The following is a 25,988-nucleotide window of genomic DNA, read 5'->3' as shown; positions in this document are numbered from 1 at the left end:
CGACGAGCGCATCTCGCACTCCGGCAAGCTGGCCGTCGCGGTCAGCAACGGCTCCGGTGCCCGGCTCAAGGAGCGGCTCGCTCCCGCGCTGCCCGGGGCCACCTGGTACGAGGTCGGCGGCGGCACCCTCGACGACGCGGTCCGGCTGGCCGGCGACATAAGGGCCGGTCACTACGACGCCGTCGTCGGGCTCGGCGGCGGCAAGATCATCGACTGCGCCAAGTTCGCCGCGGCACGCGTCGGCCTGCCGCTGGTCGCCGTACCGACGAACCTGGCGCACGACGGCCTGTGCTCGCCGGTCGCCACCCTCGACAACGACGCCGGGCGCGGCTCCTACGGCGTGCCGAACCCGATCGCCGTCGTCATCGACCTCGATGTCATCCGCGACGCCCCCGTGCGCTTCGTGCGGGCCGGCATCGGTGACGCCGTCTCGAACGTCTCCGCGATCGCGGACTGGGAGCTGGCCAACCGGGTCAAGGGCGAGAAGATCGACGGCCTCGCCGCCGCGATCGCCCGGCAGGCCGGCGAAGCCGTGCTGCGCCACCCCGGCGGCATCGGGGACACCGACTTCCTCCAGGTGCTGGCCGAGGCACTGGTGCTCAGCGGTATCGCCATGTCGGTGTCGGGCGACTCCCGTCCGTCCTCCGGCGCGTGCCACGAGATCAACCACGCCTTCGACCTGCTGTACCCGCGGCGCGCCGCCGCCCACGGCGAGCAGTGCGGGCTCGGCGCGGCCTTCGCGATGTACCTGCGCGGAGCCCACGAGGAGTCGGCCCACATGGCCGAGGTGCTGCGCCGGCACGGTCTGCCGGTCCTGCCGGAGGAGATCGGCTTCTCGGACGACGAGTTCGTCCGCGCGGTGGAGTTCGCTCCGCAGACCCGGCCCGGCCGCTACACGATCCTCGAACACCTCGACCTGACAACCGACCAGATCAAGGACATCTACGCCGACTATGTCAAGGCCATCGGTAGCTGAACTCCGCCCCGTCGTTCATCCCGCGGGGGTGAAGGACCGGCGCAGCGGTGAGCACTGGATGGGACGCCTCTACATGCGCGAGGTGTCCCTGCGGGTCGACCGCTACCTGGTGAACACCAGGGTCACTCCCAATCAGCTCACGTACCTGATGACCGTCTTCGGTGTACTCGCGGCCCCGGCGCTCCTGGTGCCGGGGATCCCGGGGGCCGTGCTGGGCGTGGTGTGCGTCCAGATGTATCTGCTCCTCGACTGCGTCGACGGCGAGATCGCGCGCTGGAAGAAGCAGTACTCCCTGGGCGGCGTCTACCTCGACCGCGTCGGCGCCTACCTCACCGACGCCGCCGTGCTGGTCGGCTTCGGCCTGCGCGCCGCCGACCTGTGGGGCAGCGGCCGTATCGACTGGCTGTGGGCCTTCCTCGGCACGCTGGCCGCGCTCGGCGCCATCCTGATCAAGGCCGAGACCGACCTCGTCGGCGTCGCCCGCCACCAGGCCGGCAAGCCGCCGGTCCAGGAGTCGGCGTCCGAGATGCGCTCCTCCGGCATGGCGATGGCCCGCAAGGCCGCCGCCCTGCTGAAGTTCCACCGCCTGATCCTCGGTATCGAGGCCTCGCTGCTCATCCTGGTCCTGGCGATCGCCGACCAGATCCGCGGCGACCTGTTCTTCACCCGGCTCGGTGTCGCCGTGCTCGCCGGCATCGCGCTGCTGCAGACCCTGCTGCACCTCGTGTCCGTCCTCGCCTCCAGCAGGCTGAAGTGAACGGCATGAAGGTCGGCGCGGTGATCATCACCATGGGCAACCGCCCCGACGAGCTGCGCGCCCTGCTCGACTCGGTCGCCAAGCAGGACGGCGACGCGGTCGAGGTCGTCGTGGTCGGCAACGGCTCCCCGGTGCCCGACGTCCCCGAGGGCGTACGCACCATCGAGCTGCCGGAGAACCTCGGCATCCCCGGCGGCCGCAACGTCGGTATCGAGGCCTTCGGGCCGAGCGGCCGTGACGTCGACATATTGCTCTTCCTCGACGACGACGGCCTCCTCGCCCACCACGACACCGCCGAGCTGTGCCGCGAGGCCTTCTCGGTCGACCCGAGGCTCGGCATCGTCAGCTTCCGCATCGCCGACCCCGGGACGGGCGTCACCCAGCGCCGCCACGTCCCCCGGCTGCGCGCCTCCGACCCGATGCGCTCCTCCCGGGTCACCACCTTCCTCGGCGGCGCCAACGCCGTGCGCACCCAGGTCTTCGCCGAGGTCGGCGGGCTTCCGGACGAATTCTTCTACGCCCACGAGGAAACCGACCTGGCATGGCGGGCCCTCGACGCGGGCTGGATGATCGACTACCGGTCCGACATGGTGCTGTACCACCCGACGACCGCGCCCTCGCGGCACGCGGTCTACCACCGCATGGTCGCCCGCAACCGCGTCTGGCTGGCCCGCCGCAACCTCCCCGCCCCCCTTGTCCCGGTCTATCTCGGCGTCTGGCTGCTTCTCACCCTGGCCCGGCGCCCCTCCCGCCCCGCTCTGCGAGCATGGTTCGGCGGATTCCGGGAAGGCTGGACCACTTCGTGCGGTCCCCGCAGGCCCATGAAGTGGCGTACGGTGTGGCGGCTGACTCGACTGGGCCGGCCTCCCGTCATCTGACAGGCTCGACCCTGAGAGCGACCGGGCCCGAGGGCCCAACGTTCATGCCAGACCCGCACAGTCTGCGCATCTCGAAGACGAAAGTTTCAACTGGTGAGTGAGACAACGCAGGACGGCTCGGTCGCGGTGAGCGCACCGCCGTCGCCCGACGAGGGACTCACGGCGTCCCAGCTGGCCGCCAAGTACGGGCTCGCTGTGAGCGGCGCCCGGCCCTCGCTGTTCGAGTACGTCCGCCAGCTCCGGGACCGGCGGCACTTCATCCTCGCGTTCTCGCGGGCGAAGCTGACCGCCCAGTACAGCCAGGCGAAGCTCGGCCAGCTCTGGCAGGTGGCCACCCCGCTGCTGAACGCGGCCGTGTACTTCTTCATCTTCGGCCTGATCCTCCAGGCCGACCGCGGCATGTCGCGCGAGGTGTACATCCCGTTCCTGGTCACGGGCGTCTTCGTGTTCACCTTCACCCAGAGCTCGGTGATGGCGGGCGTCCGCGCGATCTCCGGGAACCTCGGCCTCGTGCGCGCCCTGCACTTCCCGCGTGCCTCGCTGCCCATCTCCTTCGCGCTCCAGCAGCTCCAGCAGCTGCTGTTCTCGATGATCGTGCTGTTCGCCGTGGCGGTCGGCTTCGGCAGCTACCCCAAGTTGAGCTGGGTGCTGATCCTGCCGGTGCTGGCCCTCCAGTTCCTGTTCAACACCGGCCTCGCCCTGATCATGGCCCGTGCCGGTGCGAAGACCCCGGACCTGGCCCAGCTGATGCCGTTCGTGATGCGTACGTGGATGTACGCGTCCGGCGTGATGTTCTCCATCCCGATCATGCTCAAGGACAAGCCGGACTGGATCGCCACGGTCCTTCAGTGGAACCCGGCCGCGGTCTACATGGACCTGATCCGCTTCGCCCTGATCGACGGCTACGGCTCCTCGAACCTGCCCGACCACGTCTGGGCGGCGGCGGTCGGCTGGGCCGTGCTGTTCGCGGTCGGCGGCTTCGTGTACTTCTGGAAGGCGGAGGAGAGGTACGGCCGTGGCTGAGCAGAGGACGGATGCGCACATCCCCACCGTCATCGCGGACGAGCTCCACATCGTCTACCGCGTCAACGGTGCCAAGTCCGGCAAGGGCAGCGCCACCGCGGCCCTCAGCCGCATCCTCAAGCGCGGCGAGGAGCGGGGCGTGCGCAAGGTGCACGCCGTCCGAGGCGTCTCCTTCGTCGCCTACCGCGGCGAGGCCATCGGCCTGATCGGCTCCAACGGCTCCGGCAAGTCCACCCTGCTGCGCGCCATCGCCGGCCTGCTCCCGCCCGAGAAGGGCAAGGTCTACACCGACGGCCAGCCCTCCCTGCTCGGTGTGAACGCGGCCCTGATGAACGACCTCACCGGCGAGCGCAACGTCATATTGGGCGGGCTCGCCATGGGCATGACCCGCGAGCAGATCAAGGAGCGCTACCAGGGGATCGTCGACTTCTCCGGCATCAACGAGAAGGGCGACTTCATCACCCTGCCCATGCGCACCTACTCGTCCGGCATGGCGGCCCGGCTGCGCTTCTCCATCGCGGCGGCCAAGGACCACGACGTCCTCATGATCGACGAGGCGCTGGCCACCGGCGACCGCAAGTTCCAGAAGCGCTCCGAGGACCGCATCCGTGAGCTGCGCAAGGAAGCCGGCACGGTGTTCCTGGTCAGCCACAACAACAAGTCCATCCGCGACACCTGCAACCGCGTGCTGTGGCTGGAACGCGGCGAGCTGCGCATGGACGGACCGACGGACGAGGTCCTCAAGGAGTACGAGAAGTTCACGGGCAAGTAGTCCACCCGGACATGGGCCGTGCGGCCCAGCAAGCTTCCCGGGGCCCCGCCGGAACTGCACCGGCGGGGCCTGCGTCTGCAAAGGAAACGTCAACTCCGGCTGGCGCCAGGAATCTTGACGCCAATCGGTGTGTTGTTGTGATGTGCAGGACACCCCCAGGGGCCACGCTGCGTTGTACAACGTAAGCTGTAGCGGTACCGAAACGCGGCAAGTGGGGCGATAAGGCGCGACACCCCTCTCTCCGGGCTGCGGCGCGGGCAGCCGGGCGGCGTGTCCGAAATAGTGTGCATTGGGTCAGCGGTGTAGAACGGGAGATGTGACGGCAATGGCTACGGAAACTCCCCAGCTCAACGCACCCGCCTGCGCCGTCCCCGCCCAGGGCAGTCCACGGTGAAGGCAACCGGCGCGCGCCCTGAGGACCCGGCGCGCGGCACGCTCGACAAGGCCGCCGCGGAGAACTTCCCCGTGGCGCCGTTCTTCCTGCCCAGGGCCTGGCGCGACGACCTGATGGCCGTCTACGGCTTCGCCCGCCTCGTCGACGACATCGGCGACGGCGATCTCGCCCCCGGCGGTGCCGATGCCCGTCTGCTCGGCGTGTCGCCCGAGTCGGCCGAGGACCGTCTTGTCCTGCTGGACGCCTTCGAGGCCGACCTGCGCCGCGTCTTCGACGGCACCCCCGGCCACCCCCTGCTGCGCCGCCTCCAGCCGACGGTCCGCCGCTGCTCGCTGACCCCCGAGCCCTTTCTCGGCCTGATCGCCGCGAACCGCCAGGACCAGCTCGTCGGACGCTACGAGACCTACGACGATCTCCTTGCCTACTGCGAACTGTCCGCCAACCCCGTCGGCCGACTCGTGCTCGCCGTCACCGGCACGGCGACGCCCGAGCGGATCCGCCGCTCCGACGCGGTGTGCACGGCACTCCAGATCGTCGAGCACCTCCAGGACGTCGCCGAGGACCTCGGCCGTGACCGGATCTATCTGCCCGCGGCGGACATGAAACGCTTTCACGTCGACGGGACCGATCTCGGGGCGAAAACGGCGGGCGCATCGGTGCGCGCACTGGTTGCATACGAAGCCGAACGTGCCCGGAACCTCCTGAATGAAGGCACCCCCCTGGTGGGTAGCGTCCACGGCAGGCTCAAGCTGCTGCTGGCGGGTTTCGTGGCGGGGGGAAGGGCGGCGATCGGCGCGATCGCCGCCGCCGAATACGACGTACTGCCGGGCCCGCCCAAGGCCAGCAAGCTCCGACTGCTGCGCGAGGTGGGCGTGACTCTGCGAGGAGAGGGGTGATCCGGACCGTGGAGTCTGCACCACACGCGTCCGCACCGGTACTCGCCGCCTACAGCTACTGCGAGGCCGTCACCGGACAGCAGGCACGGAACTTCGCCTACGGCATCCGGCTGCTGCCCACGCCCAAGCGGCGGGCGATGTCGGCGCTGTACGCGTTCTCGCGCCGTGTCGACGACATCGGCGACGGTGCCCTGAGCGGCGACGTCAAGATCGCCAGGCTGGAGGGCACCCGGGAGCTGCTGACCCGGATCCGCGACCACGAGGTCGACGAGGACGACACCGACCCCGTGGCCGTCGCGCTCGCCCACGCGGCCGACGCCTTCCCGATCCCGCTCGGCGGACTGGACGAGCTGATCGACGGCGTCCTGATGGACGTGCGCGGCGAGGCCTACGAGACCTGGGACGACCTGAAGGTCTACTGCCGCTGCGTGGCGGGCGCCATCGGCCGTCTGTCGCTCGGCGTGTTCGGCACCGAACCGGCGGCCCGCGGCGTCGAGCGCGCGTCCGAGTACGCGGACACGCTCGGCCTGGCGCTGCAACTGACCAACATCCTGCGCGACGTCCGCGAGGACGCCGAAGGAGGGCGCACCTATCTGCCCTCCGACGACCTCGCCAAATTCGGCTGCTCGGCCGGCTTCAGCGGGCCGACTCCGCCGGAGGGCTCCGACTTCGCGGGCCTCGTGCACTTCGAAGTGCGACGGGCCCGCGCCCTTTTCGCCGAGGGCTACCGGCTGCTCCCCATGCTCGACCGGCGCAGCGGCGCGTGCGTCGCCGCCATGGCCGGCATCTACCGCCGCCTCCTGGATCGCATCGAGCGCGACCCGGAGGCCGTGCTGCGCGGCCGGGTCTCCCTGCCCGGGCGCGAGAAGGCGTACGTCGCCGTGCGCGGTCTGTCCGGTCTGGACGCCCGGCATGTCACCCGAACCGTCAGGAGGCGCGCCTGATGGACATTTCGGCCCAAGGTGATGCCGCCGGGGAAAAGCGGCAGGCAACCCTCCGCCGCCATGCGGCGTCCCTGACTGAGACGGCCGGCGGTACACCGTTGAACCATCGGCGCGGCGGTCGCCCAGGGGAGGGTGCACGATGACCGACGGCACGCGGCCGCACGAGTCGCTCGCGGACATCCCGGGACGCACCGGGAGGGACGCCGTCGTGATCGGCGGCGGGCTCGCCGGCATCACCGCCGCGCTCGCGCTCGCCGACGCGGGCGTCCGCGTCACCCTCGTCGAGGGCAGGCCGAGGCTGGGCGGCCTGGCCTTCTCCTTTCAACGCGGCGATCTGACCGTCGACAACGGACAGCATGTCTACCTGCGCTGCTGCACCGCCTACCGCTGGTTCCTCGACCGGATCGAGGGGACGGCGCTGGCGCCGCTCCAGGACCGGCTCGACGTGCCCGTGGTCGACGTCGACAAGCCCGAGGGCCGACGGCTCGGCAGACTGCGGCGCGACGCGCTGCCCGTGCCCCTGCACCTGGGCCGGAGCCTGGCGACATATCCGCATCTCTCCCTCGCCGAACGCGCCGGGGTCGGGCGTGCCGCGCTCGCGCTCAAGGGGCTCGACCTCGCCGATCCGACCCTGGACACCCAGGACTTCGGCAGCTGGCTGACCGCGCACGGTCAGTCGGCGCGTGCCGTCGAGGCCCTGTGGGACCTGGTCGGGGTCGCCACTCTCAACGCGGTCGCGGGCGACGCCTCCCTGGGGCTCGCCGCGATGGTGTTCAAGACCGGTCTGCTGTCCGACCCGGGCGCCGCCGACATCGGATGGGCGCGCGTCCCGCTGGGCGAACTGCATGACCGGCTGGCCCGCAAGGCGCTCGACACCGCGGGCGTCCGTACCGAGGTCCGTACACGCGTCACCTCCATCTCCTCTGACGAGAACGGACGTTGGAGCGTTCAGGTTCCCGGCGAGACACTCCAGGCGGACGCGGTCGTGCTCGCCGTGGCCCAGCGCGAGGCGTACGACCTGCTGCCCGGCGGTGCCCTCGACGCCCCCGAACAGCTCCTGGAGATCGGCACCGCGCCGATCCTCAACGTCCATGTCGTCTACGAACGCAAGGTGCTGAGCACGCCGTTCCTCACGGCCCTCGGCAGCCCCCTGCAGTGGGTGTTCGACCGAACCGACGCCTCCGGGCTCAAGGACGGCCAGTACCTCGCCGTCTCCCAGTCGGCCGCCCGGGACGAGATCGACGAACCCGTGGCCACCCTGCGCGAGCGGTATCTGCCGGAGCTGGAGCGGCTGTTGCCCAGGGCGCGCGGCGCCCGGGTGCAGGACTTCTTCGTGACCAGGGAGCGCACGGCGACGTTCGCCCCCACCCCCGGCGTCGGGCGGCTGCGGCCCGGCGCCCGCACCAAGGCATCCGGCCTGTACCTGGCCGGCGCGTGGACCGCCACAGGGTGGCCCGCGACCATGGAGAGTGCGGTCCGCAGCGGCGTGAGCGCGGTCGAAGCCGCGCTGAGCGCTCTGGGCCGGCCTCGCCCCAGCCACCTCTTCGACGTCGAGGAGGCGGCGTGATGCTGAACGAGCACTCGGCGGCAGGCCCCCGCACCCCCCGTAGCGCGACAAGAGGAGAGAACGTGCCCACTGTGCCCCCGGCCGAGAAGGCCGCTGAAGAGACCGCGGTGTCGGTGACCGCGCTCCTGGAGCGCGGTAGGACCCTGACCACACCGGTCCTGCGGGCGGCCGTCGACCGCCTGGCTCCTCCCATGGACACCGTCTCCGCCTACCACTTCGGCTGGATCGACGCCGACGGCAGGCCCACGGCCGGCGACGGCGGCAAGGCCGTACGCCCGGCCCTCGCCCTGCTCTCCGCCGAGGTCACCGGCGCCGCGCCCGAGGTCGGCATCCCCGGCGCCGTCGCCGTGGAACTGGTCCACAACTTCTCCCTGCTGCACGACGACCTGATGGACGGCGACGAGCAGCGCCGCCACCGCGACACGGTCTGGAAGGTGCACGGCCCCGCCCAGGCCATCCTCGTCGGCGACGCCATGTTCGCGCTGGCCAACGAGGTGCTGCTGGAACTCGGCACCGTCGAGGCCGGCCGCGCCACCCGCCGCCTGACCACCGCCACCCGCGCCCTGATCGACGGTCAGGCCCAGGACATCTCCTACGAGCACCGCGACCGCGTCGGCGTCGAGGAGTGCCTGGAGATGGAGGGCAACAAGACCGGCGCCCTGCTCGCCAGCGCCAGCTCCATCGGCGCGGTGCTCGCCGGCGCGGACGACCGCACCGCCGACATCCTGGATAAGTACGGCTACCACCTGGGGCTCGCCTTCCAGGCCGTCGACGACCTCCTCGGCATCTGGGGCGACCCGGTCTCCACCGGCAAGCAGACCTGGAGCGACCTGCGCCAGCGCAAGAAGTCCCTGCCGGTCGTGGCCGCGCTCGCGGCGGGCGGCCCCGCCTCCGAGCGGCTCGGCGAGATCCTCGCCGCGGACGCCAAGAGCAGCGACTTCGAGAACTTCTCCGAGGAGGAGTTCGCCGCCCGCGCCGCCCTCATCGAGGAGGCGGGCGGCCGTGAGTGGACCGCCGCGGAGGCGCGCCGCCAGCACACGGTCGCCGTCGAGGCCCTGGACGCCGTCGACATGCCCGACCGGGTGCGGGCGCAGTTGACGGCGCTCGCCGACTTCGTCGTCGTACGAAAGAGATGATCACCACCGGGCGAAAAGAGATGATCAGTATCGGTCGAATAGCCCTCGCGTAGTCGCCGGCCGGTGTCGCTGGAAGAAGCGCACCGGCCGACGGCGGACCCACAGCAGACGCACTACCTGTAGCACTGCACGAAGGGGAAGCCATGACAGCGACGACCGACGGAAGCACCGGGGCGCGGCCGCCCCGGGCAGCCGCGGCCAGCGACACCGACAGTGAGAACCCCGCGGCGGCCGGGGTGCACGAAGCCGCCGAGGGCGCGGTCCGGCGCGCCACCGACTTCCTGCTGGCGAAGCAGGACGCCCAGGGCTGGTGGAAGGGCGACCTCGAGACGAACGTCACCATGGACGCCGAGGACCTTCTGCTCCGTCAGTTCCTCGGCATCCGCGACGAGAAGACCACACGGGCGGCCGCGCTCTTCATCCGGGGCGAGCAGCGCGAGGACGGCACCTGGGGCACCTTCTACGGCGCGCCGGGCGAGCTCTCCACCACCATCGAGGCGTACGTCGCCCTCCGTCTGGCCGGCGACGCGCCGGACGCCCCGCACATGGCACGGGCCTCCGCCTGGATCCGCGAGCAGGGCGGCATCGCCGCGGCCCGGGTCTTCACCCGGATCTGGCTGGCGCTGTTCGGCTGGTGGAAGTGGGAGGACCTGCCCGAACTCCCGCCGGAGCTCATCTACTTCCCCAAGTGGGTCCCGCTCAACATCTACGACTTCGGCTGCTGGGCCCGGCAGACCATCGTCCCGCTGACGATCGTCTCCGCGAAGCGCCCGGTACGGCCCGCGCCCTTCCCCCTCGACGAACTGCACACCGACCCCGCCGAGCCCAATCCGTCCAAGCCCCTTGCCCCGGCAGCGAGTTGGGACGGCGCCTTCCAGCGGCTCGACAGGGCCCTGCACCAGCTGCGCAAGGTCGCCCCGCGCAGACTGCGCAGAGCCGCCATGAACACCGCGGCCCGCTGGATCATCGAGCGGCAGGAGAACGACGGCTGCTGGGGCGGCATCCAGCCCCCGGCGGTGTACTCGATCATCGCCCTGCATCTGCTCGGCTACGACCTCCAGCACCCGGTGATGCGCGAGGGGCTCGCCTCCCTGGACCGTTTCGCCGTCTGGCGCGAGGACGGGGCCCGGATGATCGAGGCCTGCCAGTCACCGGTCTGGGACACCTGCCTGGCCACCATCGCGCTGGTGGACGCCGGCGTACCCGCCGATCACCCGCAGCTGGTCAGGGCCGCCGACTGGATGCTGGGCGAGGAGATCGTCCGGCCCGGCGACTGGGCGGTCAAGCGGCCGGAACTGCCGCCGGGCGGCTGGGCGTTCGAGTTCCACAACGACAACTACCCCGACATCGACGACACCGCCGAGGTGGTGCTCGCGCTGCGCCGGGTGCGGCACCACGACCCGGAGCGGCTGGAGAAGGCGATCGGCCGCGGGGTGCGCTGGAACCTCGGGATGCAGTCGCGCAACGGGGCATGGGGCGCCTTCGACGTCGACAACACCAGCCCGTTCCCCAACCGGCTGCCGTTCTGCGACTTCGGCGAGGTCATCGACCCGCCGTCGGCGGACGTCACCGCGCACGTCGTCGAGATGCTCGCGGTCGAGGGCCTGGCCCACGACCCGCGCACCCGGCGCGGCATCCGATGGCTGCTCGCCGAGCAGGAACCGGACGGCTCGTGGTTCGGCCGCTGGGGCGTGAACTACGTCTACGGCACCGGATCCGTCGTACCCGCCCTGGTGGCCGCCGGCATGCCGGGCTCGCACCCCGCCATCCGGCGCGCCGTCACCTGGCTGGAGTCAGTCCAGAACGACGACGGCGGCTGGGGCGAGGACCTGCGCTCCTACAAGTACGTCAAGGAGTGGAGCGGCAAGGGCGCCTCGACGGCGTCGCAGACCGGGTGGGCGCTGATGGCGCTGCTGGCCGCGGGGGAGAGGGACTCCAAGGCCGTCGAGCGCGGCGTCGGGTGGCTCGCCGCCACCCAGTTGGCGGACGGCTCCTGGGACGAGCCGTACTTCACCGGCACCGGGTTCCCCTGGGACTTCTCCATCAACTACCACCTCTACCGGCAGGTCTTCCCGCTCACGGCGCTAGGCCGGTACGTGCACGGGGAGCCCTTCACCGAGCGGAGCGGGGGGCCCAGCAGGCCGCTCGCCGCGGCTGAGGGGAGCTGATGAGCCCACAGCCCGCCCCGGTCCCGCTGCTGATCGCCTGCGCGCTCGGCATCGAGCAGTTCGCCCTGCGCGCCGGTGAGCGCGGCGGCGCCGGCGGGCCGGTCACCGTGCTCCGTACGGGCATGGGTCCCCGGGCGGCGGAACGCTCCGTCACCCGGGTGCTCGCCGACCCGGCCCTCGCCGGGGCCGCGGTCCTCGCCACCGGCTTCTGCGCGGGGCTCGCCCCCGGGATGCACCCCGGGGATCTGGTGGTCGCCGAGGAAACGCGGGATCCGGCGGGAACCGTTCCGTGCGTGGGAACCGACCTACTCGTCAAAGAACTCGTGCGGACCGTCCCGGGCCGCACCGTCCACACCGGACCGCTCACCGGCTCGGACCATGTCGTCCGAGGTCAGGAACGGTCCGACCTGCTCACGACCGGCGCAATCGCGGTCGACATGGAGTCGGCTGCGACGCTGCTGAGCGCCGTCCGCACGGGCGAGCGCCCGGTTGCGGCCGTCCGGGTGGTCGTGGACGCTCCAGAACATGAACTCGTCCGGATCGGCACGTTGCGCGGTGGAATATCGGCTTTCCGCGTCCTTCGTACCGTTCTACCCGCATTCTATGAATGGCACCGTTCTTTGCTGCTCCCCAGGAGGTGAGCCAGATGGCCATGCCGCTGCGTCAGTCCATCAAGGTCGCTACTTACTTGGCCGAACAGAAGCTCCGCAGGCGTGACAAGTTCCCGCTGATCGTCGAGCTGGAGCCGCTGTTCGCCTGCAACCTCAAATGCGAGGGCTGCGGCAAGATCCAGCACCCGGCCGGGGTCCTGAAGCAGCGCATGCCGGTGGCCCAGGCCGTGGGGGCGGTGCTCGAGTCCGGCGCGCCCATGGTGTCCATCGCCGGCGGCGAGCCGCTGATGCATCCGCAGATCGACGAGATCGTGCGGCAGCTGGTGGCCAAGCGGAAGTACGTCTTCCTGTGCACCAACGCCATGCTGCTGCGCAAGAAGATGGACAAGTTCACCCCCTCGCCCTACTTCGCCTTCGCCGTCCACATCGACGGCCTGCGCGAGCGCCATGACGAGTCGGTGGCCAAGGAGGGCGTGTTCGACGAGGCGGTGGAGGCGATCAAGGAGGCCAAGCGGCGCGGCTTCCGGGTCACCACCAACTCCACCTTCTTCAACACCGACACCCCGCAGACCATCATCGAGGTGCTGAACTTCCTCAACGACGACCTCAAGGTCGACGAGATGATGATCTCGCCCGCCTACGCCTACGAGAAGGCCCCCGACCAGGAGCACTTCCTCGGCGTCGAGCAGACCCGCGAGCTGTTCAAGAAGGCCTTCGCGGGCGGCAACCGCAGGAAGTGGCGGCTGAACCACTCGCCGCTGTTCCTCGACTTCCTCGAGGGCAAGGTCGACTTCCCGTGCACCGCGTGGGCCATCCCGAACTACTCCCTGTTCGGCTGGCAGCGCCCCTGCTACCTGATGAGCGACGGGTACGTGCCGACGTACCGGGAACTCATCGAGGACACCGACTGGGACAAGTACGGACGCGGCAAGGACCCGCGCTGCGCCAACTGCATGGCGCACTGCGGCTACGAGCCCACCGCCGTCCTCGCCACCATGGGTTCGCTCAAGGAGTCGCTGCGCGCCATGCGCGAGACGGTCTCCGGGAACCGGGAGTGACGCCATGACCGCCATCTCCTTGGGCGTCCCCGAGGTACCGGTCCGGCCGGTCGCCGAGCGACGTGTGTCCCGGCAGATCCAGGTCGGCCCGGTGGCGGTCGGGGGCGGCGCCCCGGTGTCGGTGCAGTCGATGACGACGACCCGGACATCCGACATCGGCGCCACCCTGCAGCAGATCGCCGAGCTGACGGCGTCCGGCTGCCAGATCGTGCGCGTGGCCTGCCCGACGCAGGACGACGCGGACGCCCTCGCGACCATCGCACGCAAGTCCCAGATCCCGGTGATCGCGGACATCCACTTCCAGCCGAAGTACGTGTTCGCCGCGATCGAGGCCGGCTGTGCGGCCGTACGTGTCAACCCGGGGAACATCAAGCAGTTCGACGACAAGGTCAAGGAGATCGCGCGGGCCGCCAGGGACCACGGCACGCCGATCCGGATCGGCGTCAACGCCGGGTCGCTGGACCGGCGGCTGCTCCAGAAGTACGGCAAGGCCACCCCGGAGGCGCTCGTGGAGAGCGCGCTGTGGGAGGCGTCGCTGTTCGAGGAGCACGACTTCCGGGACATCAAGATCTCGGTGAAGCACAACGACCCGGTCGTGATGATCGAGGCGTACAAGCAGCTCGCGGCCCAGTGCGACTACCCGCTGCACCTCGGGGTCACCGAGGCCGGGCCCGCCTTCCAGGGCACGATCAAGTCGGCGGTCGCCTTCGGCGCGCTGCTGTCGCGGGGCATCGGCGACACGATCCGCGTGTCCCTGAGCGCCCCGCCCGCCGAGGAGGTCAAGGTCGGCATCCAGATCCTGGAGTCGCTGAACCTCAGGCAGCGGCGCCTGGAGATCGTCTCCTGCCCGTCCTGCGGGCGGGCCCAGGTCGACGTCTACAAGCTCGCCGACGAGGTCACGGCCGGCCTGGAAGGCATGGAAGTGCCGTTGCGGGTGGCCGTCATGGGCTGTGTGGTCAACGGCCCCGGCGAGGCGCGGGAGGCCGACCTCGGCGTCGCCTCCGGCAACGGCAAGGGTCAGATCTTCGTGAAGGGCGAGGTCATCAAGACCGTCCCCGAGTCGAAGATCGTCGAGACCCTGATCGAGGAGGCGATGAAGATCGCCGAACAGATGGAGCAGGACGGGGCCGCATCGGGCGCCCCCACCGTCACGGGGAAACCGGCAGTGACAGTGAGTTGAAGCAAGGCACGGACCGAGAGGGGGCCCGAGCGTGACGATTCTGGAGAGCATCCGGGGACCACGCGACCTGAAGGCGCTGTCCGAGGCGGAACTCGGCGAACTGTCCGACGAGATCAGGGAGTTCCTGGTGCACGCGGTCGCCAGGACCGGCGGACACCTCGGGCCCAACCTGGGCGTGGTGGAACTGTCCATCGCGCTCCACCGGGTCTTCGAGTCGCCGGTCGACCGCATCGTCTGGGACACCGGTCACCAGAGCTATGTGCACAAGCTGCTGACGGGACGCCAGGACTTCTCCAAGCTGCGCGGCAAGGGCGGCCTGTCCGGCTACCCCTCGCGCGAGGAGTCCGAGCACGACATCGTCGAGAACAGCCACGCCTCCACGGCGCTCGGCTGGGCCGACGGGCTCGCCAAGGCGCGTTCGGTGCAGGGGGAGAAGGGGCACGTCGTCGCGGTGATCGGCGACGGGGCGCTGACCGGCGGCATGGCCTGGGAGGCGCTGAACAACATCGCGGCGGCCAAGGACCGGCCGCTGATCATCGTCGTCAACGACAACGAGCGGTCGTACGCGCCGACCATCGGGGGTCTCGCCAACCACCTGGCCACCCTGCGCACGACGGACAGCTACGAGCGGGTCCTGGCCTGGGGCAAGGACGTGCTCCAGCGCACGCCCGTCGTCGGCAACACCGTCTACGAGGCCCTGCACGGCGCGAAGAAGGGCTTCAAGGACGCGTTCGCGCCGCAGGGGCTCTTCGAGGACCTGGGGCTGAAGTACGTCGGCCCGATCGACGGGCACGACATCGGGGCCGTCGAGTCCGCGCTGAGGCGGGCGAAACGGTTCCACGGGCCCGTGCTGATCCACTGCCTCACGGAGAAGGGGCGCGGCTACGAACCCGCCCTCGCCCACGAGGAGGACCACTTCCACACCGTCGGCGTGATGGACCCGCTGACCTGCGAGCCGCTCGCGCCGTCGGGCGGGCCGTCCTGGACGTCGGTGTTCGGCGAGGAGATCGTGCGGATCGGCGAGGAGCGGGAGGACGTCGTGGCGATCACGGCGGCCATGCTGCACCCCGTCGGGCTCGGCAGGTTCGCCGAACGGTTCCCGGACCGGGTCTGGGACGTCGGGATCGCCGAGCAGCACGCGGCCGTGTCCGCGGCGGGCCTCGCGACGGGCGGGCTGCACCCGGTCGTCGCCGTCTACGCCACGTTCCTCAACCGTGCCTTCGACCAGCTCCTCATGGACGTCGCGCTGCACCGCTGCGGAGTGACGTTCGTGCTGGACCGGGCCGGTGTCACCGGCGCCGACGGTGCCTCCCACAACGGCATGTGGGACATGTCGATCCTCCAGGTCGTCCCCGGCCTCAGGATCGCCGCGCCGCGCGACGCCGACCAGCTGCGGGCCCAGCTGCGCGAGGCCGTGGCCTGCGACGACGCGCCGACACTCGTACGGTTCCCGAAGGAGTCGGTCGGGCCGTCGATCCCGGCGGTGGACCGGGTGGGCGGGCTGGACGTGCTGCACCGGGGCGCCGGCGAGCCGGACGTCCTGCTCGTCGCCGTGGGTGTGATGGCTCCGGTGTGCCTCCAGGCGGCCGAGCTGCTCCAGGCCCGCGGCATCGACTGCACCGTCGTCGACCCGCGGTGGGTGAAACCCGTCGACCCCGCCCTCGCGCCCCTCGCCGCGCAGCACCGGCTGGTGGCCGTCGTCGAGGACAACAGCCGGTCCTCCGGGGTGGGCTCCGCCGTGGCGCTCGCGCTGGGCGACGCCGACGTCGACGTACCGGTGCGGCGGTTCGGCATCCCGGAGCAGTTCCTCGCGCACGCCAAGCGGGGCGAGGTGCTCGCGGACATCGGCCTTACGCCCGTCGAGATCGCGGGCCGGATCAGCGCGAGCCTGGCCCTCAAGGAGGCCGAGGAGAGCGTGGCTGGCGCGGAGCGGGCCGAGGGAGGTCATGACGGTCGTACCGTCGTGCCGGTCAAGGAGAAAGCCGAATGACGAGCGAGTTCGACCTCGGCCGGCTCCTCGCCGAGCGCGGAGCCGAGCGCTACGAGCTGCACACGAAGTACCTGAACCACCAGCTCCCGCGCATGCTGCACACCATCGGCTTCGACAAGGTCTACGAGCGGGCCGAGGGCGCCCACTTCTGGGACGCCGAGGGCAACGACCACCTGGACATGCTCGCCGGGTTCGGGGTGATGGGCCTGGGGCGCCACCACCCCGTCGTCCGCAGGGCGCTGCACGACGTCCTCGACGCCCAGCTCGCCGACCTCACCCGCTTCGACTGCCAGCCGCTGCCCGGGCTGCTGGCGGAGCGGCTCCTCACCCACAGCCCGCACCTGGAGCGGGTGTTCTTCGGCAACAGCGGGACGGAGGCGGTGGAGACCGCGCTGAAGTTCGCGCGGTTCGTCACCGGCAGGCCGCGGGTGCTGTACTGCGACCACGCCTTCCACGGGCTGACCACGGGCTCCCTGTCCGTCAACGGTGAGTCCGGCTTCCGGGACGGCTTCGCCCCGCTGCTGCCGGACACGGCCCTGCCGCTCGGCGATCTCGACGCCCTGGCCCGGGAGCTGAAGAAGGGCGACGTCGCCGCCCTGATCGTCGAACCGATCCAGGGCAAGGGCGTGCACGAGGCCCCGCCCGGCTATCTGCGGGCCGCCCAGGAGCTGCTGCACAAGCACAAGGCGCTGCTCATCGCCGACGAGGTGCAGACGGGCCTTGGCCGGACCGGAGACTTCTACGCCTACCAGCACGAAGAGGGCGTCGAGCCGGACCTGGTGTGCGTCGCCAAGGCGCTCTCCGGGGGCTATGTGCCGGTGGGGGCCACCCTCGGCAAGGACTGGATCTTCAAGAAGGTCTACTCGTCCATGGACCGGGTGCTCGTGCACTCGGCGAGCTTCGGGTCCAACGCGCAGGCCATGGCGGCCGGGCTCGCCGTGCTGTCCGTCATGGAGAACGAGCAGATCGTCGCGAACGCGCGGGCGACCGGGGAGCAGTTGCGGTCCCGGCTCGCGGCGCTGGTCGGCAAGTACGAGCTGCTCGCCGACGTCCGCGGCCGGGGCCTGATGATCGGCATCGAGTTCGGCCGTCCCGACTCGCTGAAGCTGCGCGGCCGCTGGACCATGCTCCAGGCCGCCCGCAAGGGACTGTTCGCGCAGATGGTCGTCGTCCCGCTGCTGCGCAGGCACCGGATCCTCACCCAGGTCTCCGGCGACCACCTGGAGGTGATCAAGCTGATCCCGCCGCTGATCATCGGCGAGCGGGAGGTGGACCGGTTCGTCGACGCCTTCACCGAGGTGATGGACGACGCGCACAGCGGGGGCGGGCTGATGTGGGACTTCGGCAAGACGTTGATCAAGCAGGCGGTCGCCAACCGGTGACGGCGCGGTAGGCAGGCTGCGGGTCCGGTAGGCACCGTGCGGGCCCGATAGGCACCGTGCGGGCGATAGCACCGTGCGGGTCCGGTTCGCGCTGTGCGGGCCCGGTTGGCACCGTGCGAGACCCGGTTGGCACTGTGCGAGACCCGGTTGGCACTGTGCGGGCCCGGTCGGGCGTTCGGCTCGCGGCCCGTGGCTTTTGCCTCTGAGGCAAGTAATTTGCCGCAGAGGCAAGCCTGCGGCTGAATGGAGAGCATGAGCTCTCCCGAGACCTCGCCCGAGGGCGAGGCGGAAGTGCCGACCGGGGCACTCCCGGTCGTCGCGCCCCAGCTCCGGGCCCTGCGCCGGCGTGCCGCCCTCACCCTGGAGGCCGCCGCCCGCTCCGCCGGGCTGTCACCGGCCCACCTCTCCCGGCTGGAGACCGGGCAACGCCAGCCCTCGCTGCCGATGCTGCTCGCGCTCGCCCGCATCTACGGTACGACGGTTTCCGAGCTGCTCGGCGAGTCGGTCGCCGACCGGGACGCCGTCGTGCGTGCCGCCGACATGGAGCCGACTGCCGCCGGCGGCTGGATGTACTGGCAGACGGGCGCGCCCGGGCGCGGGATGCAGGCCCTGCGCGTCCATGTGCCGCACGGCTCGCAGGGCGACATCGTGCGGGTGCATCCCGGAGAGGAGTGGCTCTACGTCCTCGAAGGGCGGCTGCGGCTGCGCCTCGGGGACACCACGCACCGGCTCGTGCCCGGAGACAGCGCGCACTTCGATTCGCTCACCCCGCACCGCATCGCCGCCCTGGACCCGGGCGGGGTCGAGCTGCTGTTCGTCCACACCCTGTTGCAGAGCCCCACGGCCACCCTGTGCCTGGGCCCCACCCCTGGAGAGACGCCATGAGCGACATGGAGGAGAAGTTCCCGCGTGCCCTGTGGGTGCGGCTCATCATCTACATCGCGGTGGGGCACGTCTTCGCCGCCTTCATCTACTTCCTGTTCGAGGCGGGCGCGAAGTAGGCCGGGCGCGGCCTCAGTCGAGCAGCCGCTCCCGCAGCCGGTCCCTGGACTCGGGGCTCAGTCGCAGGCCCCGCTCCAGATAGGTGTCGACGCCGCCCCACGTCTCCTCGATGGTCTCGAAGGCAGCCGTCAGATACTCGGCCCGCGCGTCGAACAGCGGGCTGAGCAGTTCCATGACCTCGGGCGAGTAGGCGGAGGCGTCGCTGCCGCTGCGCCGCACCTTGTAGCGGCGGTGCTTGGCGTTGGACTCCAGGTAGTCGGTGACGATCGCCTCACGCTCGACGCCGAGGGCCAGCAGGGTCACGGCGATGGACAGACCCGCGCGGTCCTTGCCGGCCGCGCAGTGCATCAGCGCCGGGACGCTGTCCTCGGCGAGCGAGTGCAGCACCTGGGAGTGTTCGCCGGTGCGCTCCTTGATGATCGAACGGTAGGAGACGATCATCCGGTTCGCGCCCTTGCCGTCCGACAGGATCCCGCGCAGTTGGTCGAGGTCGCCGTCCCGGACCATCTTCCAGAACTCCGCGCCGTCCGCCGGGTCGGAGAGCGGCAGGTTGACGTTGCGCACGCCCGGCAGCTCGACGTCCGGCCCCTCGAGCTTCTGGTCGGCCGCGTTGCGGAAGTCGAAGATCGTGTGCAGCCCCAGCGAGCCGAGGAAGTCGGCGTCCTCGTTGGTTGCGTGTGCGAGGTGGCCGCTGCGGAACAGCACTCCGTGCCGCACCCGTCGTCCGTCCACCGTGGGCAGGCCGCCCACATCGCGGAAGTTGCGAACCCCGGCCAGTTCGGGCTCGGTCGACGGGATCTGCTGCGTCACGGGGGCTCCTCCCAGTCAGCCCCGGCGGCGCGGCTCGGCGATGCGGCCGACGGGGTGCGCTCTCGACCATACGACATGGATTCCAGGGCCAAATTGGATTCAGTGCCAATCGGGACGAATGCGGACGGAATTCCGCGACCCGCTCGTGTTGAGGTGGGGGAGTGGGTGGCGCCCTGCAAGGAGGTCCGGCCTCCGGTGCCGCGCGGCGACCTGCACCGGCCGCGGCGCCCCTTCCGGCGCTCCGGTTGCGGGGGTCTGGATCCGGCAGTTGCGTATGAATGCCTTGAAACGGGTGAAATTCACCGAGGGGCCGTACTGGTGCATCACGGACTGCGCGCCGACTTGAAGGGCGACCTCGATGCGGCAGTTATTCGACTCCGTCGCATCTAGGTGTTCTGTCCGAATTGGCACCTTCATTCCAACTCGCCCTGCGATAAAGAAAGCTGGAGCAGTGTCACGTGAGGAGCGTCATAGCCGTGACGGTGCGTCGCCCGTCATGTTCACGTAATTCATGGGCTTTTCAAGGGGCTTTGAGTCGGGCGGCGCCCCCGCATTTCACGCACGGTGACGGCTAATTCCCACAACGGATCAACAGGAACGCATTCGGACGGAACCTCTCACTTGTTCCCATGCGTCTTCCTCGCTTACGTTCACGACCAATCCGGACGGACGCCCAATCCTGCCGCCGCTCGGATTCCGCGCAAACTCACCCGTGCACGGCAGGAGCGGGGGACCCACAGGTAGAACCGCCTGTTCCGGTCTCCGGAACGGCTAGGGGTCAAGTCGCGCCTCGGCGCGGCCGGGCATCTCCAGCCCGCACCCGACAGCTCACCTCGCAGGCGCCGGAGAGGAATTCGTCATGCCCGCGAAGGGTAAGCATCGCCGTCCGAAGTCCCTGCGCTTCACCCGCTCCATTGCCGTCGCCGGAACCGGTGGCGCCGCTCTCGCTCTTCCGCTCATGGGAGCCACCGGCGCCCACGCCGCTCCCTCGCAGTCCGTTGCGGAAAAGGCCGTTCAGTCCCTTCCGATCGCCGGCCAGAAGACCGCCGACAAGAAGTCCGCTCACAAGAAGACGGACGTGCGGACCTATTCGGTGAAGGTCGGCGACTACCTTTCGAAGATCGCCGATGAGCAGAACGTCAGCGGTGGCTGGAAGAAGCTCTACGCCGACAACCGTGAGGCCGTCGGCTCCGACCCGTCGCTGATCCACCCGGGTCTCAAGCTCGCCATCGGCGGCAAGAAGGCCGCGACGACCGCCCCCAAGTCGTCGCCCTCCAAGCCCTCTTCGGCGTCCAAGTCCTCCTCGAAGGACTCGTCCGCCGCGAAGTCCGCCACGCCGAAGAAGGCGCAGAAGGCCACCAAGGCCGCCGGGACCACCAGCACCGTCAACGGCTTCTCCGCCCCGCTGTCCGGCGCCTCCCTCGGCACCGGCTACAAGATCGCGGGCAGCATGTGGTCCAGCGGCTACCACACCGGCGTCGACTTCGCCGCCGCCACCGGCACCCCGCTGAAGGCGGTCGGCGCGGGCACCGTCGTCTCGGCCGGCTGGGGCGGCGCGTACGGCAACCAGGTCGTCATCCAGCTCGCCGACGGCTACTACGCCCAGTACGCCCACCTGTCCTCGCTCTCGGTCTCCAGCGGCCAGACCGTGACCGCGGGCCAGCAGATCGGCCTCTCCGGCGCGACCGGCAACGTCACCGGCCCGCACCTGCACTTCGAGATCCGCACCACGCCGGACTACGGCTCGGACGTGGACCCGGTCGCCTACCTGCGCGCCAAGGGTGTCGCCATCGGCTGACGCGGCCCCACGCCAGAACCACCTGCCTGACACGCGGCCGAAGGCCGGACCTCGATCCCCGGGTCCGGCCTTCGGCATGTTGCGCCCACAACACCCCTGTTCAGAGGCTTATTCCACGTTTGGTGAACACTTTAGGAGTGGCTTATCTCACCGATCGTCAACCCTTTCCTACGGTCGCGTAGGTCACATTCGAAGGTGAATCATGGGTCGATGTGGCAGACGATTCGAAGAGTGACAGCAGCGCAGTGATCGGGTCGTACGTTGCGGTGGGGGACAGCTTCACCGAGGGCGTCGGCGACCCCGGCCCCGACGGCGCGTTCGTCGGCTGGGCCGACCGGTTCGCGGTCCTGCTCGCGGACCGCCGCCCCGAGGGCGACTTCAACTACACGAACCTCGCCGTACGCGGCAAACTGCTCGACCAGATCATCGAGAACCAGCTCCCGAAGGCCGCCGAACTGGCCCCGGACCTGGTCTCGTTCTGTGCGGGCGGCAACGACATCATCCGACCCGGAACCGACCCCGACGAGGTCGCCGAGCGCTTCGAGCGGGCGATCGTCCGGCTCACCTCGGCCGTCGGCACCGTCATGGTGACGACCGGCTTCGACACCCGTGGCGTGCCCGTGCTGAAGCATCTGCGCGGCAAGATCGCCACGTACAACGGACATGTGCGGGCCATCGCCGACCGGTACGGCTGCCCGGTGCTCGACCTGTGGTCCCTCAAGACCGTTCAGGACCGCCGCGCCTGGGACGACGACCGGCTCCACCTGTCCCCCGAGGGGCACACGCGCGTGGCGCTCCGCGCGGGCCAGGTCCTCGGTCTGGAGATCCCCGCCGACCCGGACCAGCCCTGGCCGCCGCTCCCGCCCCGCGGCACCCTCGAGGTCCGCCGGGACGACGTCCACTGGGCCCGCGAGTACCTGGTGCCGTGGATCGGCCGGCGACTGCGCGGCGAGTCGTCGGGCGACCATGTGACGGCCAAGGGCGCGCTGTCCCCGGACGACATCAAGATGCGGATCCGAGCGGTGGCCTGAGGGCGATTCGCGAGCGACCGATACGTCCGGACCGTACCGAGGATTGATCGGTGCGGCCCGGACGTATGTCCTCACACCACATGTGCTCCCGCCACACACAGCCTCACCGGTCCGTCGCGGTCAACGCCTTGCGCTCCAGCCCGAGTTCCTGCGCGAGCGCCTCATCCACCCACTCCTGGGCACGCGTGCGTGAGATCGCGCCCGGGTACGACGTCAGCTGTACGGCGAGCCCGTCGAGCAGGGCCGTCAGGCGCAGCGCCGTGGCGCCGGGGTCCGGACAGCGGAACTCGCCGGCGGCGACGCCCTCGGCGATCACCTCGGTGATGGCCCCCTTCCACTGCCGGTCGAGGTCCCGGGTGACCTCCTGGAGCGCGGGTTCGCGCAGCGCCGCCGCCCAGCCCTCGATCCACAGCCGCCAGCCCTTGGCCTGACCGGTCGGCGCGTACCAGCGCACGGCCGCCCGCAACCGCCGCAGTGCCGTCGTGCGGCGTCCGAGGAGCCGGCGCAGATGGGCCAGGTCCCCTTCGGCCGCATGGCTGAACGCGGCCGCGACCAGCTTTTCCTTGGTGTCGAAGTGATACAGCACCAGCGCGTTGCTCACGCCGAGCACCGAGGCCACGTCGGCGATCCTCACCGCCGCCACGCCCCGCACCTCTATCTGCTCGACGGCGGCGCTCAGCAACTCCTCACGCCGTTCCGCCACGCTCAACCGCACTCTTGCCACGTCGTCACCCTAAAGCCTCGTCAGCGGCCGTTCCCGGGCCAGGTCCCACCGGGCGCCCCCCGCGGCCGCCGGTCACCGGTGCCGGCCGAACCGTTCGGTGATCAACGGAAGCCGGTCCGCCGCGATGGCGTGCGCGGCGGCCCGCGGAGCCGTCCCGTCCGCCTCGGCACGCGCCAGCGTGAGGTCGGTCAGGGCACGCATCGAACGCCGTGTGTGGGCGAACGCCTCGTCCGCGTCCGGACCGATGTCCCCGAACAGCGTCCACCACCACCAGGCATTCGTGCCCGAGTTGACCACGACGTCCGGCAGCACGGTGACGCCCCGCGCGGCCAGCAGTTCCTCCGCGTCGGGCCGTACGGGCATGTTGGCCGCCTCGGCGATCCAACGCGCGGTGACACGGCCCTGGTTCGCGGCGTCGATCACGTACGACACGGCCGCGGGCACCAGCACCTCCGCCTCGGTCGAGAGCCAGGCGTCGCCCGGCAGCTCACGGTCCCCGGGGCGCAGCGCGGCTCGGTCGACGGTGCCGTGGGCGTCGCGTGCCGTGAGCAGGCTCTCGACGTCGAGCCCGGCCGGATTGGCGATCGTGCCCTTGATGTCGGCGACGGCCACGACGGTGAGCCCCGCGCGGGTGAGGAAGCGAGCCGTCGCCCCGCCCATGGTCCCGAGTCCCTGCATGGCGACGCGTGTCCTCCAGTACGGCACACCGGCCCTGTCCAGCGCGGTCAGCACGGACTCCGCGACCCCGCAGCCGCCGACCAGCTCGTCCAGCCCGATGCCGTCGACCTCGACCGTGAACGCCTCCGCGAGCCGCCGCCGGGAACCCACCTCGTCGTCGAGCAGCGGATACACGGCCTGGACCGACGAGACGAGCCCCGCCTCGGCCGCCGCCCGGTCGACCACGTCCTGGGCGAGGCCGAGGTCCTCGCCGGTGGTCCAGAAGCTCTCGATGTACGGCCGCATGCTCCGCAGGTAGCGCACCAGGAGGCCGTACGCCTCCGGGTCCCGGGGATCGCAGTCGATGCCGCCCTTGGCGCCGCCCAGGGGGACGTACCGCGCCTCCGGGTCGTAGTGCAGGGCCTCCTTCATGCTCATGCCCTGCGCGAGACCCGTGACCTCCGCCAGCGTGCAGCCCGGCCGCATCCGCAGCCCGCCACTGGCCACACCGCGCACCAGCCGGTCGATGACCAGGAAGCCCTGACGGCCGGTGATGTGATCGGTCCAGGTCAGGGACAGCAGGGGAGTGGTCGGGGCGGGTGGGGTGGCCATGGGGTCTCCGGGGTCTGGGCCGTCTCCCGGGAGTGGGGTCCGGGGCCTGGGGTGGGCTACCAGGGCACGGCGCGGTGTACTGCTACTGAACGATGAGTCAGTATTGAAGGGGGGTGGGGACATGTCAATGTGGCGGATCGATCTGTGTGGATCCGATGCGGCCCGGTGAGCCGCAGGGGTCACCGGCTCAGTCCCGGCCAGGGGGGATCCGAGGGTGTCGGACGGGCCGCCCATAATGGAACTCCTCACCGAATCCAGCTGGAGGTACCGTGGCCGGTTTCCGATTCCCGAGCTCCGGGCTGCGCGCCCTGCGGCCCGAGGCCTTCGGCGTGGATCCGAGCGGTGAGCGCATGGCGCGTATCCGCAGATCACCGCACTTCAAGGACGGGGTTTTCCAGAACCCGGGAGGCGAGGCGCGCACCAGGCCCTCCGGGTCGATGCTGGAGTTCGCCAAGGTCTTCTTCGACAAGGACTCCCGGCCGCGACGGACCCCGAACGGCACCGTTCCGGTGCACTCGACCACCTATGCGGACCTGGCCAAAGCTCCCGCCACGGGGCTGCGCATTACCTGGATGGGGCACTCCAGCATCCTCGCGGAGATCGACGGCCACCGGGTCCTCTTCGATCCCGTGTGGGGCGAGCGCTGCTCCCCGTTCCCCTTCGCCGGGCCGAAGCGGCTGCACCCCGTACCGCTGCCGCTCGCCGCGCTCGGCCCGGTCGACGTCGTCGTCATCTCGCACGACCACTACGACCACCTCGACATGCCGACGATCAAGGCGCTGGCCGGCACCGACACGGTCTTCGCCGTGCCGCTCGGGGTCGGCGGCCATCTCGAACACTGGGGCGTGTCGGCCGACCGGCTGCGTGAGCTGGACTGGCACGAGGCGACCAAGGTCGGCGGGCTCACCCTGACCGCCACCCCGGCGCGCCACTTCTGCGGACGCGGACTGCGCAACACTCAGCACACGCTCTGGGCGTCCTGGGCCGTCGCCTCCGACGAGCACCGGATCTACCACAGCGGGGACACGGGCTACTTCGAGGGCTTCAAGGACATCGGCGCCGAGCACGGTCCGTTCGACGCCACGATGATCCAGGTCGGCGCCTACTCCGACTTCTGGCCCGACATCCACATGACGCCGGACGAGGGCGTCCGGGCCCACCTCGACCTTCAGGGCGGCGACCCGACCGCGGGCGTCATGCTGCCGATCCACTGGGGGACCTTCAACCTGGCGCCGCACCCGTGGGCGGAGCCGGGCGAGTGGATGATGCGGGCCACCCACAAGGCCGGGGTCACGATGGCGGCGCCGCGCTGCGGCGAGCCCTTCGAACCGGCCTCCTCGGCGCCCGCGACGCCGTGGTGGCGCGAGGTCGCCCAGGCGCCTGCCGAGGGGTGGTCGGCGTGGCCGCCGGTGGCTCCGGCGCCGGACAGTACGCCCGTCTCCTAGCGCGACCGCCGTCGACGAACGACCCATGGGGGCGCGAGTGATCACCACTCGCGCCCCCATGTGGCATTTCACGCGGGGCGCGCAGGAGTGTGCCTGGGCACTTGCGTGACACTGCGCGCCGCTACTGTCGGTGATGCTCTGGGGGTCGGAGTGGTGGGCGTGTGAGGTGCTGAAACG

General features: G+C 70.5%; 24 protein-coding genes, 1 pseudogene and 1 riboswitch. Of the genes and pseudogenes, 22 read left to right on the top strand and 3 right to left on the bottom strand.

Translation table 11 applies throughout. The features are described from left to right. The 18 genes from AC3ETA_RS24965 to AC3ETA_RS24880 form a co-directional block, all read left to right on the top strand. Positions 1–976, top strand: a 976-nt coding sequence (locus tag AC3ETA_RS24965) for an iron-containing alcohol dehydrogenase family protein (protein WP_432195120.1), incomplete at its 5' end; no start/stop codon positions are given. Continuing rightward, entirely contained in the window at positions 954–1,733 is a 780-nt protein-coding gene (locus AC3ETA_RS24960; protein WP_432195119.1) for a CDP-alcohol phosphatidyltransferase family protein, read from the top strand. The genes AC3ETA_RS24965 and AC3ETA_RS24960, both read left to right, overlap by 23 nt. 5 nt (positions 1,734–1,738) lie before the next feature. Continuing rightward, complete coding sequence (locus AC3ETA_RS24955) at positions 1,739–2,611, top strand: glycosyltransferase family 2 protein (RefSeq protein ID WP_432195130.1); 873 nt, start codon at positions 1,739–1,741, stop codon at positions 2,609–2,611. A 93-nt stretch (positions 2,612–2,704) separates the two neighbouring features. Beyond that, positions 2,705–3,634 carry an ABC transporter permease gene (locus AC3ETA_RS24950; protein WP_432195118.1) on the top strand — a complete coding sequence of 310 codons (930 nt, stop codon included), beginning with the start codon at positions 2,705–2,707 and terminating at the stop codon, positions 3,632–3,634. After that, positions 3,627–4,406: an ABC transporter ATP-binding protein gene (locus AC3ETA_RS24945; protein WP_432195117.1), complete on the top strand. Its 780-nt coding sequence runs from the start codon at positions 3,627–3,629 to the stop codon at positions 4,404–4,406. Before AC3ETA_RS24950 ends, AC3ETA_RS24945 begins: the two co-directional genes overlap by 8 nt. Before the next feature lie 390 nt (positions 4,407–4,796). Next, positions 4,797–5,696, top strand: coding sequence for a squalene synthase HpnC (gene hpnC / locus AC3ETA_RS24940; protein WP_432195116.1), 900 nt, complete (start codon positions 4,797–4,799; stop codon positions 5,694–5,696). Next, entirely contained in the window at positions 5,693–6,640 is a 948-nt protein-coding gene (gene hpnD / locus AC3ETA_RS24935) for a presqualene diphosphate synthase HpnD (protein WP_432195115.1), read from the top strand. The genes hpnC and hpnD overlap by 4 nt, the downstream gene beginning before the upstream one ends. Beyond that, positions 6,640–6,783 (top strand): DUF6380 family protein, encoded by a 144-nt coding sequence (locus AC3ETA_RS24930; RefSeq protein ID WP_432195114.1) that lies wholly within the window; start codon positions 6,640–6,642, stop codon positions 6,781–6,783. The genes hpnD and AC3ETA_RS24930 overlap by 1 nt, the downstream gene beginning before the upstream one ends. Beyond that, positions 6,780–8,207, top strand: a complete 1,428-nt coding sequence (gene hpnE, locus AC3ETA_RS24925) for a hydroxysqualene dehydroxylase HpnE (RefSeq protein ID WP_432195113.1) — start codon at positions 6,780–6,782, stop codon at positions 8,205–8,207. The genes AC3ETA_RS24930 and hpnE overlap by 4 nt, the downstream gene beginning before the upstream one ends. Next, on the top strand, positions 8,207–9,343 hold the full coding sequence (locus tag AC3ETA_RS24920; protein ID WP_432195112.1) for a polyprenyl synthetase family protein: 1,137 nt from the start codon (positions 8,207–8,209) through the stop codon (positions 9,341–9,343). Before hpnE ends, AC3ETA_RS24920 begins: the two co-directional genes overlap by 1 nt. A gap of 143 nt (positions 9,344–9,486) precedes the next feature. After that, the gene (gene shc, locus AC3ETA_RS24915; RefSeq protein WP_432195111.1) at positions 9,487–11,511 is read left to right on the top strand and encodes a squalene--hopene cyclase; all 2,025 of its coding nucleotides are present in this window, start codon (positions 9,487–9,489) and stop codon (positions 11,509–11,511) included. Then, positions 11,511–12,152, top strand: coding sequence for a 5'-methylthioadenosine/S-adenosylhomocysteine nucleosidase family protein (locus AC3ETA_RS24910; protein WP_432195110.1), 642 nt, complete (start codon positions 11,511–11,513; stop codon positions 12,150–12,152). The genes shc and AC3ETA_RS24910 overlap by 1 nt, the downstream gene beginning before the upstream one ends. A 5-nt stretch (positions 12,153–12,157) precedes the next feature. Next, positions 12,158–13,180 carry an adenosyl-hopene transferase HpnH gene (gene hpnH, locus AC3ETA_RS24905; RefSeq protein ID WP_432195109.1) on the top strand — a complete coding sequence of 341 codons (1,023 nt, stop codon included), beginning with the start codon at positions 12,158–12,160 and terminating at the stop codon, positions 13,178–13,180. Between the two features lie 4 nt (positions 13,181–13,184). Then, entirely contained in the window at positions 13,185–14,360 is a 1,176-nt protein-coding gene (ispG, locus tag AC3ETA_RS24900; RefSeq protein WP_432195108.1) for a flavodoxin-dependent (E)-4-hydroxy-3-methylbut-2-enyl-diphosphate synthase, read from the top strand. 31 nt (positions 14,361–14,391) lie between these two features. Next, a complete protein-coding gene (gene dxs, locus AC3ETA_RS24895) occupies positions 14,392–16,350 on the top strand; it encodes a 1-deoxy-D-xylulose-5-phosphate synthase (RefSeq protein WP_432195107.1) in 1,959 nt (652 codons plus the stop codon). Continuing rightward, entirely contained in the window at positions 16,347–17,732 is a 1,386-nt protein-coding gene (locus tag AC3ETA_RS24890) for an aspartate aminotransferase family protein (RefSeq protein ID WP_432195106.1), read from the top strand. Before dxs ends, AC3ETA_RS24890 begins: the two co-directional genes overlap by 4 nt. 252 nt (positions 17,733–17,984) lie before the next feature. Further along, positions 17,985–18,617 (top strand): helix-turn-helix domain-containing protein, encoded by a 633-nt coding sequence (locus AC3ETA_RS24885; RefSeq protein WP_432195105.1) that lies wholly within the window; start codon positions 17,985–17,987, stop codon positions 18,615–18,617. Then, positions 18,614–18,733 carry a DUF6126 family protein gene (locus tag AC3ETA_RS24880; RefSeq protein WP_128379435.1) on the top strand — a complete coding sequence of 40 codons (120 nt, stop codon included), beginning with the start codon at positions 18,614–18,616 and terminating at the stop codon, positions 18,731–18,733. Before AC3ETA_RS24885 ends, AC3ETA_RS24880 begins: the two co-directional genes overlap by 4 nt. Before the next feature lie 13 nt (positions 18,734–18,746). Here AC3ETA_RS24880 and AC3ETA_RS24875 read toward each other — a convergent pair whose 3' ends face one another. After that, the gene (locus AC3ETA_RS24875) at positions 18,747–19,544 is read right to left on the bottom strand and encodes a tyrosine-protein phosphatase (RefSeq protein WP_432195104.1); all 798 of its coding nucleotides are present in this window, start codon (positions 19,542–19,544) and stop codon (positions 18,747–18,749) included. 150 nt (positions 19,545–19,694) lie between these two features. Here AC3ETA_RS24875 and AC3ETA_RS24870 point away from each other — a divergent pair. From AC3ETA_RS24870 to AC3ETA_RS24860, 3 genes and pseudogenes are all read left to right on the top strand, one after another. Then, a pseudogene (locus AC3ETA_RS24870) lies at positions 19,695–19,934 on the top strand (GH36 C-terminal domain-containing protein); the annotation flags it as partial. Positions 19,935–20,233: 299 nt separating this feature from the next. Then, a riboswitch (cyclic di-AMP (ydaO/yuaA leader) is annotated at positions 20,234–20,399 on the top strand. Positions 20,400–20,403: 4 nt separating this feature from the next. Next, positions 20,404–21,342, top strand: coding sequence for a peptidoglycan DD-metalloendopeptidase family protein (locus AC3ETA_RS24865; RefSeq protein ID WP_432195103.1), 939 nt, complete (start codon positions 20,404–20,406; stop codon positions 21,340–21,342). Positions 21,343–21,587: 245 nt separating this feature from the next. Further along, positions 21,588–22,373, top strand: a complete 786-nt coding sequence (locus AC3ETA_RS24860) for an SGNH/GDSL hydrolase family protein (protein ID WP_093748024.1) — start codon at positions 21,588–21,590, stop codon at positions 22,371–22,373. A gap of 103 nt (positions 22,374–22,476) precedes the next feature. Here AC3ETA_RS24860 and AC3ETA_RS24855 read toward each other — a convergent pair whose 3' ends face one another. After that, on the bottom strand, positions 22,477–23,097 hold the full coding sequence (locus AC3ETA_RS24855; protein ID WP_432195102.1) for a TetR/AcrR family transcriptional regulator: 621 nt from the start codon (positions 23,095–23,097) through the stop codon (positions 22,477–22,479). Between the two features lie 72 nt (positions 23,098–23,169). Next, positions 23,170–24,366, bottom strand: a complete 1,197-nt coding sequence (locus AC3ETA_RS24850) for a Glu/Leu/Phe/Val dehydrogenase dimerization domain-containing protein (protein WP_432195101.1) — start codon at positions 24,364–24,366, stop codon at positions 23,170–23,172. A 269-nt stretch (positions 24,367–24,635) separates the two neighbouring features. Between AC3ETA_RS24850 and AC3ETA_RS24845 the strand changes: the two genes are divergently transcribed. Further along, the gene (locus tag AC3ETA_RS24845; RefSeq protein ID WP_432195100.1) at positions 24,636–25,811 is read left to right on the top strand and encodes an MBL fold metallo-hydrolase; all 1,176 of its coding nucleotides are present in this window, start codon (positions 24,636–24,638) and stop codon (positions 25,809–25,811) included. The last annotated feature ends 177 nt before the right edge of the window (positions 25,812–25,988 follow it).

The organism is Streptomyces sp. bgisy027, from assembly GCF_057710365.1.
This window is presented reverse-complemented; position numbering and strand designations above follow the sequence as displayed.

Coding starts and splice junctions, on each gene's coding strand:
- AC3ETA_RS24960 (WP_432195119.1), top strand. CDS start 954: ATGTCAAGGCCATCGGTAGCTGAACTCCGCCCCGTCGTTCATCCCGCG.
- AC3ETA_RS24955 (WP_432195130.1), top strand. CDS start 1,739: ATGAAGGTCGGCGCGGTGATCATCACCATGGGCAACCGCCCCGACGAG.
- AC3ETA_RS24930 (WP_432195114.1), top strand. CDS start 6,640: ATGGACATTTCGGCCCAAGGTGATGCCGCCGGGGAAAAGCGGCAGGCA.
- hpnE (WP_432195113.1), top strand. CDS start 6,780: ATGACCGACGGCACGCGGCCGCACGAGTCGCTCGCGGACATCCCGGGA.
- AC3ETA_RS24920 (WP_432195112.1), top strand. CDS start 8,207: ATGCTGAACGAGCACTCGGCGGCAGGCCCCCGCACCCCCCGTAGCGCG.
- shc (WP_432195111.1), top strand. CDS start 9,487: ATGACAGCGACGACCGACGGAAGCACCGGGGCGCGGCCGCCCCGGGCA.
- AC3ETA_RS24910 (WP_432195110.1), top strand. CDS start 11,511: ATGAGCCCACAGCCCGCCCCGGTCCCGCTGCTGATCGCCTGCGCGCTC.
- hpnH (WP_432195109.1), top strand. CDS start 12,158: ATGGCCATGCCGCTGCGTCAGTCCATCAAGGTCGCTACTTACTTGGCC.
- ispG (WP_432195108.1), top strand. CDS start 13,185: ATGACCGCCATCTCCTTGGGCGTCCCCGAGGTACCGGTCCGGCCGGTC.
- AC3ETA_RS24890 (WP_432195106.1), top strand. CDS start 16,347: ATGACGAGCGAGTTCGACCTCGGCCGGCTCCTCGCCGAGCGCGGAGCC.
- AC3ETA_RS24885 (WP_432195105.1), top strand. CDS start 17,985: ATGAGCTCTCCCGAGACCTCGCCCGAGGGCGAGGCGGAAGTGCCGACC.
- AC3ETA_RS24880 (WP_128379435.1), top strand. CDS start 18,614: ATGAGCGACATGGAGGAGAAGTTCCCGCGTGCCCTGTGGGTGCGGCTC.
- AC3ETA_RS24865 (WP_432195103.1), top strand. CDS start 20,404: ATGCCCGCGAAGGGTAAGCATCGCCGTCCGAAGTCCCTGCGCTTCACC.
- AC3ETA_RS24850 (WP_432195101.1), bottom strand. CDS start 24,366: ATGGCCACCCCACCCGCCCCGACCACTCCCCTGCTGTCCCTGACCTGG.